General features: G+C 36.8%; 7 protein-coding genes. 4 read left to right on the top strand and 3 right to left on the bottom strand.

The genetic code is table 11. From position 1 onward, the window contains the following. On the top strand, nt 1-192 hold a 192-nt coding region (locus tag Q8L85_05370), incomplete at its 5' end, for a transposase (protein ID MDP1724114.1). Here Q8L85_05370 and Q8L85_05365 read toward each other — a convergent pair. The 3 genes from Q8L85_05365 to phaC form a co-directional block, all read right to left on the bottom strand. Then, nucleotides 179-1,240 carry a peptidoglycan -binding protein gene (locus tag Q8L85_05365; GenBank protein MDP1724113.1) on the bottom strand — a complete coding sequence of 354 codons (1,062 nt, stop codon included), beginning with the start codon at nt 1,238-1,240 and terminating at the stop codon, nt 179-181. The two genes, Q8L85_05370 and Q8L85_05365, sit on opposite strands and share 14 nt — an antisense overlap. Before the next feature lie 3 nt (nt 1,241-1,243). Beyond that, entirely contained in the window at nt 1,244-2,395 is a 1,152-nt protein-coding gene (locus tag Q8L85_05360; GenBank protein MDP1724112.1) for a flagellar motor protein MotA, read from the bottom strand. 623 nt (nt 2,396-3,018) lie between these two features. Then, nucleotides 3,019-4,821, bottom strand: coding sequence for a class I poly(R)-hydroxyalkanoic acid synthase (phaC, locus tag Q8L85_05355; protein ID MDP1724111.1), 1,803 nt, complete (start codon nt 4,819-4,821; stop codon nt 3,019-3,021). 95 nt (nt 4,822-4,916) lie between these two features. Between phaC and Q8L85_05350 the strand changes: the two genes are divergently transcribed. From Q8L85_05350 to recJ, 3 genes are read left to right on the top strand one after another with little or no spacing between them, the layout of a single operon-like run. Next, nucleotides 4,917-5,210, top strand: coding sequence for a hypothetical protein (locus tag Q8L85_05350; GenBank protein ID MDP1724110.1), 294 nt, complete (start codon nt 4,917-4,919; stop codon nt 5,208-5,210). Continuing rightward, nucleotides 5,182-6,162 (top strand): class II fructose-bisphosphatase, encoded by a 981-nt coding sequence (gene glpX, locus Q8L85_05345; GenBank protein ID MDP1724109.1) that lies wholly within the window; start codon nt 5,182-5,184, stop codon nt 6,160-6,162. Before Q8L85_05350 ends, glpX begins: the two co-directional genes overlap by 29 nt. Continuing rightward, nucleotides 6,137-7,915 (top strand): single-stranded-DNA-specific exonuclease RecJ, encoded by a 1,779-nt coding sequence (recJ, locus tag Q8L85_05340; protein ID MDP1724108.1) that lies wholly within the window; start codon nt 6,137-6,139, stop codon nt 7,913-7,915. Before glpX ends, recJ begins: the two co-directional genes overlap by 26 nt. The last annotated feature ends 110 nt before the right edge of the window (nt 7,916-8,025 follow it).

Below are 8,025 nucleotides of genomic sequence, written 5' to 3'. Positions count from 1 at the left end.
ATTGAACCAATACAATCAGAAGATGCGCATCGTCCTCTTTATCAAGATGCTGCAAAACTTCGTCAAATTTTAAGTCAACAATCAACACGAAAACTTAGTAAAAATTTAGAAATAAGTCACAATCGACTTATCTACCAAATTGAACAAACAGGAAAAGGATATCATTTAAGAAATTTCCTCAACGGTTTGTAAGCTTAAACTCAATACGTCTATTCTTACGATAAGCAATATCATTTTGCTCTGTATCTAGAGGATGATATTCACCAAACCCCGTCGCTGCTAATCTATCAGGAGCAATACCTTGTTTAATTAAAAAATGAACGACTGAAAGCGCACGTGCAGTTGATAATTCCCAATTTGATTTAAAATCTAAATTAAATCGTAATGCTAAACGATCTGTATGCCCATCAACGCGTAAAATCCATGGAATGTTTGTTGGTATTTTATCCATGACTTCTTTTAAAATGCTCGCCAATCGCGCTAATTCTTCTTCACCTTCTGGGTTTAAAATTGCGGAGGCTGAAGTAAATAAAACTTCAGACTGAAATACAAAACGATCTCCTTGAATTAAAACATCCTTTTGATTTTTTAAAATTTTTTGTAATTTGCCAAAAAATTCTGATCTAACAGATTCAAGCTCTTCAACTTTTTGTAGCAAGGCTTTGTTTAATTTTTCACCCAAATCTTTAATAATTGTTTCTTTATCTTGTGTATCTTTTTCTTTAAGATCTAATACTTGCACAATTCTTTGAAGTTCCGTCGATAGGTGTGTCACTTGTTGTGTTAGACTAGCAATTAATTCAGCATCTTTTTGCTGTTGTGCTGTAAGCGTTGAAGAGGTTTGTAATTTTTCTTGCTCAAAATCGATAAGCTTTTGTTTTAATAAATCTATTTCTTGATCATAGCTTGAAATTCTAAGATCAGCTTGTTGCTTTTCTAAAAGAACTTTATCTTTTGAATCTAATTCAGATGCTAAATTTGATTTGGCTTTTTTAAGTTGCCGCGTTAAATCTTCGCTCGCTACTTTTTCCATATTTAAAAGATCAGTTAACTGACTGATTTTAGAGCGGAATTCATCGAGCTCTGTATTTTGTCCTGTAATTGTTTGTGATAAAAAATATTGAGCGATCATTACGAAAGTGAGTAAAAAAACAATAATCATCAAAAGTGATGTTAAAACATCTACAAATCCTGGCCAAATATCATTATTTTCTTTATCGCGAGATCTATATAAAGTCATGATTTATAATGCTGCCATATTTTTATCATTTTGCACTTGAGATATAGTCCGCGCTAAAAGTCTAATCTCTCCTTTTATTTCACTCACAAATTGATCACGTCCACGGCTTGCGTCTTGTACAAGATGTTGCAATGCAAGATCAAGACTTCTTATATGATTTTTGGTGATCTCATCAAAACCTGATTGCTGATTACCAAGGTGTTCGCTTAGGGCTTTCAAAATAGGGCGAATATCTTTCTGACCTTCTGCAAGTCTTAAAAGAACTGTTTGTTCAGTCTGCATTTGATCTGAAAGAAACGTTAATCTTTCTGTTAACGTCAAAAGACGTGCATCAACAATACGTTTATTATGATCATCTTGGCTTAATAATTTTGTTAAATGATCTAAACTATCAGCTGTTTTTTCTAAAAGCGCTGATAAATAGGCTGGGACAGAATCACCCTCCCCCATCATTTTACTGCTTGTAAGTTTCGTTTGCGTCGAAAGCCAATCTTCCAATTGACGATAAAACTGATTTTGTGCTTGTCCTGCTTGCAGATCAAGAAATCCTAAAACCAATGAGCCTGTAAGTCCAAAAAGTGAAGAACTAAAGCCTGTGCCCATACCCCCTAAAGGTGCTTTTAATTGGTTTTTAAGATCACCGAATAGTAATGCAGAATTTGCCTCACCGGAAGGAAGTGCATTAATCACGCCACCGACTGATTGAATGGTTTCTAGTAATCCCCAAAACGTGCCTAAAAGACCAAAGAAAATGAGGATGCGGGTTAAATAACGAGAGATTTCACGGTCTTCATCAAGACGCGATGCAACACCATCAAGAACTGTTCTTAAGGATTGTGGGGAAAGCTTGATTTGGTCTCTTTCTGCACGAAGCATAGAAAACAAAGAATTTAATAGACGTAGTTTTGCACTGTTTTGAGGCAAATGATCGCGATGTCGCTTTAATGCTTCAATCAGATTATATTCAGGTTTTAAAAGCAAAACCTGTCTGATTTGATAAAATATACCGAATATAAGCAAAGAAAGAATAGCGCCATTGAGAAGCGGATTGGCCATAAAAAAATTTTTAATAGAACCAATAAAAACAAGACTTAAACATGTGATTGCAATTAAAAAAAGAACCATACGTTTAAGATAACGATTCGGCGTCATCATTTTTATCCCCTCATAAATCACTATATCTTACTGAGAATTTAAAGAAAATGAAAGACCCTATCCGAATTATGGCTTTTAAAACATTTTGATCATGATTGTTAATGTATAGAGATATAGCATAAAATATATTAATAAAGAAAATTAACTAATTGAAAAATATCAATCTACGGGACAAAAAATGAAATTAAGCCTATTTTTAACTATCCCGCTCTCACACTTCGCAACTTATTTCTAAGAAGTGAAAACAATTTTTAACCAAAAGCCCTCCAAAAGAAGGGTTTTTTTTACCTCTCCCCTTGTGGGAGAGGTCGCGACCAAAGGAAGCGGGTGAGGGGTATTTTACAATTTTAGAGAGATGAGTATTTGTTTGGCAATGCTTAGATTATGGCAAGATGGTGTTGCTCTTTGTAAACGCTTTGATACCCCCTCACCCGTCGCTGCGCGCCGACCTCTCCCACAAAGGGGAGAGGTGAAACCGAAGCAATTTCATTTTTGTCCCGTAGATTGGGAAAATATATACCTGAAAATAAAAAAAGGCTTTCTAAAAAATAATATTGATTCGTACCTATTAACTTCATGTTCATACATCATTACGTACAAACATGAAGTTAACAAAGTAGAAGTTAATACATTTTCACCTGCACATAAGAACCAGGTGCATCTTCTATAGGTTTTAATTTACCTTTTGAAGGATCAAGCGCTGGAATTTGTTTGCCACCATGTTTGCTAATCCAACTTAACCAATCATTCCACCAAGAACCTTGCTCTTGTTTAGCGTCTTTAAACCATTGCATTGAATTGCTTGGTAATTTTTCATTTGTCCAATAGCAATATTTATTCAACGATGGATGATTTAACATACCCGCTACATGACCGGAAGCCGTCAACACAAAACGTGTGTTACCTTTGAAAAGCTGCGTGCCAGTGTAGCATGTTTGCCAAGGTGCAATATGATCTTCTTTCGCCGATAAAAGATAAACAGGGATTTTAACATCTCTTAAATCAATCGAAACGCCATCTAATTTTATGCCACCGGGTTTTGCTAACAAATTTTCTTTATACATACTACGTAAGAAAAAAGTCATCATTTCTGCAGGCATATGGGTTGAATCATCATTCCAATAAAGAAGATCGAATGGGAAAGGTTCGCGGCCAAGCATGTAATTATTAATGACAAAAGACCAAATCATATCATTGGCACGTAAAATAGAATAGGTTCTATTCAATGCTTCTGCATCCAAGAAGCCTTGTTTATTAATACGTTTACTGAGTCGATCTAATTGTTTGTCATCAATAAAGACACTCATATCGCCTGCATCTGTAAAATCAGTAAGCGTTGTTAAGAATGTTGCTGATTTAATAAGATCTCGTTTTTTTTCAGTCAAATAAGCAATTGTTGCGGCAAGTAAGGTGCCACCAATACAATAACCAACCACGTTAATTTGTGGTTCGCCTGTTTGCTTGATAATGGCTTCGATCGCTGCAATAATGCCTTCTTGCATGTAAGAATTAAACGTTTTATGGGATAATTTATCGTCAGGATTCACCCACGAAACAATAAAAACAGTTTTGCCGTGATCAAGCGCCCATTTAATGAATGATTTTTTATCCGATAGATCAAAGATATAAAATTTATTGATCCATGGTGGCACAACCAATAATGGGATTTGATCAACTTTTTCCGTTTTGGGTGAATATTGAATAAGCTGCATCAAATCTGTTTGAAAGATAACTTTACCTGGGGTTGATGCAATGTTTTTACCGATTTGAAAATGATCGTGATCAACCGTTTTAATACGCAATTTACCATTGCCACGTTCAAAGTCTTTAACAAGATTTTCCATCCCTTTAATGATGTTCATCCCATTTGTTTTAATGGTTTCACGTAACACTTCAGGATTGGTCGCAAAAAAATTAGTAGGCGCAATCGCATCTACAAATTGACGGGTGTAAAAGTCAACTTTTTTCTTGGTGGATGGATCAATGCCATCCATGTTATTAACAGAATTTTGTAACCATTCAGATGTAATAAAATAAGATTCTTTAATGAAATTAAAAATATTATTTTCAGACCACGCAGGATCTTTAAAACGTTTGTCTTGATTTTGGGATTGCTCTTGCCCACCTTCTGGTTTATCACCAAAAAATTTAAGGACAGATTTTTGCCAAAGATTCCATTGTGTTTCAACAAGCTCTTTTTGTGCTTCAAAAAGATATTCAGGGTTTGAAAAAGCCTTTTGTGAAAATTCTAAAAAAGCGGGTCTCACATTCAAAGGATCGTCAAATGTTATTTGCGACGTTGCTTCTTGATAAGCTTTAAACGCTAATTGCGTTTGCTCTGCCATACGCGTAAAAAAGGAGGACCACGGGGATGAATCAGTACTTATTGATTCTTGCTGAGAGAAAAAATCTTTTTGGGTGGTCATGGCACTTATCCCTTTTCATGTTATTATAAGATGGTTTAAAGTGAGTGTAGCAATTTTTTGGCATTTTCTCAACTTTACATAAGGTTTATTTTTATATGAAAATTCAACACCGTTACGTTTTATCATTCGTTTTGATTTTATCTTTGGGCGCGTGTTCATCAGGCGATCTTCCTTACCCCAATCTTTCGACAGTTCCCCAAAAACCAATTATTCGATTAACGCCTCGTAGCCAAAATACATTAAAAGACAATCTACAAAATGATTGGCACAAAGCAGAAGCAAAACACGAAGAAGAAAAAAGGAGAGAAACACAAAATGCAGCAGAACAGCTTACAACAGAACAATTCCCAGAGGAAACACATGTCGCAATTCCACCAGTCAATTTTTGACCCTTTATTACATCAGGCACTTAAAGTAACGGAAGCCGCTGCCATTGCTTCTTACTTTTATATTGGTCGAGGCGACGAAAAAAAAGCGGATCAAGCAGCCGTTGATGCGATGCGTAAAGCATTTGATGCTCTTCCCATTCAAGGTAAAATTGTTATTGGTGAAGGCGAACGTGATAAAGCGCCAATGCTTTATATTGGTGAAAAAGTGGGGATGCATCAGGGGCCCGAAATTGATATTGCAGTCGATCCTCTTGAAGGCACGACATTAACAGCTAAAAATCACCCCAACGCAATATCCGTTATGGCGCTTGCTGAACGCGGTAATTTACTTGAAGCACCAGATGTTTATATGGAAAAAATCGCCATTGGTCCAAATTTACCGAAAGATTTGATTGATATTACGGCAAGTCCTCAAAAAAACATTAAAGAACTCGCGAAAGCCGTGAAAAAAAATGTTGAGGATTTAACAATTTGTGTGCTAGAGCGTCCAAGACATCAGGAACTGATTGCTAAAATTCGCGAAACAGGTGCAAGATTAACACTTATTAATGATGGGGATGTTGCAGCCATCATGGCAACCTGCTTACCTAATGGAGGGGTGCATCTGTATTTGGGATCTGGCGGCGCGCCTGAAGGCGTTTTAGCAGCGGCAGCCTTAGCCACTTTAGGCGGACAAATGCAGGCACAACTTTTATTTAATAATGAAGATGAAAAACAACGCGCTTTTAAATTAGGCCTTAAAGATTTAAATCATATTTATAAAGAATCTGATTTGGCTAAAGGCGATGTGTTATTTATTGCCAGTGGTGTCACCAATGGATCTTTATTAAAAGGGGTTTCAATTAACAATGGTATTCAAGAAGTACATAGTTTAGTATTGCATTCTTTTGCAAAAGCAACTTACACCATAAAAAGTAATTATCATTATGAACTTACCCGCGCGCAAACATGATCTTGAAACCCCTTTTTTAGGGGTTGAATCTTCCTTTTCAGGACGCAAATGGGTTGGCAATGAATCAAACGAACGTTTATCGCTGGCCATCACACAAAGCTATGGATTGCCACCAATTTTAGGTGATATTTTAGCCTCTAGACAAATTGCGTTTGAGCACATCCCCCATTTTCTGAATCCAACCTTGCGTCATTTTTTACCAGATCCCTATCATTTGCAGGATATGGAAAAAGCAGTTTTGCGTATCATCAAAGCGATTGAAAATCAAGAACAAATTGCAGTTTTAGGCGATTATGACGTCGATGGCGCGACTTCATCAGCGCTTCTGATGCGCTTTTTTAAAAGCTTAGATATCAATATATTATGCCATATTCCAGATCGAATTAAAGAAGGCTATGGTCCCAACATCAATGCCTTTAAATCCTTACGCACACAAGGTGCAACACTCATCTTAACTGTTGATTGTGGCACACTTTCTTATGAACCCATCGCCTACGCTTTTGATAACAAAATCGATATTATTGTTTTAGATCACCATGTAGCAGAACCTTCTTTACCCAAGGCTTATGCGATTGTTAACCCGAATAGACTTGATGATGATTCGCCTCATAAAAATTTAGCAGCCGTTGGCGTTACCTATCTATTTTTAATTGCGCTCAATCGTCAATTGCGTTTAAAAGGCTTTTTTGCAAAGCGTTCTGAGCCTGATCTTTTAAGTCTACTTGATCTTGTTGCGTTGGGTACTGTGTGTGATGTGATGAAATTAAAAGATTTAAATCGTGCTTTTGTATCCCAAGGCTTGAAAGTAATGGGCAAAAGACAAAATTTGGGACTTTCCATTTTAGCAGATGTTGCAAAATTATCTGAAAGTTTAAGCGCTTACCATTTAGGATTTTTGTTGGGCCCTCGTATTAATGCCGGTGGTCGAATTGGGCAATCTGATTTAGGGGTTCAGTTGCTGACAACAGATCAACCAGCTCTCGCACAATCTATTGCTCAACATCTTGATTCTTTAAATAAAGAGCGTCAAGAAATGGAATTAAGTATGGTTGAAACAGCCATGTTGCTTGCTGAAAGCGAAAGCGATGAAATTGGGCCCCTTATTGTGGCCAATCATGATTGGCATCCAGGTATCATTGGTATTGTAGCAAGTCGTCTTAAAGATCGTTACCATCGACCCACCATTATCATTGCCATTAACGAGGGCATCGGTAAAGGCTCAGGTAGATCAGTCTATGGCTTTGAAATGGGTAAATATATTATTGCTGCCAAGCAAGAAGGCATCATCTTGGAAGGGGGTGGACATGATATGGCAGCAGGTCTAAGTATTGAGGAAGCTCAAATTCCAAGATTTAAGGCTTTTATGAAGGAAAAATACCCTTATCCGCCTTATAATCCGCCACTTGAAATTGATGCAACTTTGTTAACAGAGGCTTTAACGCCTGATCTTGTGAAGCATTTAGAAAAACTAGGACCTTTTGGATCAGGCAACCCATCGCCACGTTTGGTAATTCCTAAAATGCGTTTGGTAAAAATTGATCAATTGGCAAAAAACACTTTACGACTTCTTTTTAAGCAGGAAAAATTTGGAAAAGAGCATTTCTTAAATGCAATTGCTTTTAAAGCTGCCGATACAAGTTTAGGCCGCAATTTAAAAGATGCTTTTGGCAAAGAATGTCACATTGCAGGCCAATTGAAGATTGACAATTTTCGCGGTGGCGTTCAATTTTCGTTAGAAGATGCAGCTTTTTAAAATAGACTTCTTTCGAAACTCGCTAATGTGAGGCGAGTCATAGGAGGTTCAGCACGGAAGACCGCAGTGTATCCTTATATACATGAGGATCTGAGTACTGAAACGACGCA

The organism is Alphaproteobacteria bacterium (assembly GCA_030680745.1).
Lineage (GTDB): Bacteria > Pseudomonadota > Alphaproteobacteria > JAUXUR01 > JAUXUR01 > JAUXUR01.
The sequence above is the reverse complement of the archived record's forward strand: the minus strand, read 5'-3'. Positions and strand labels throughout refer to the sequence as shown.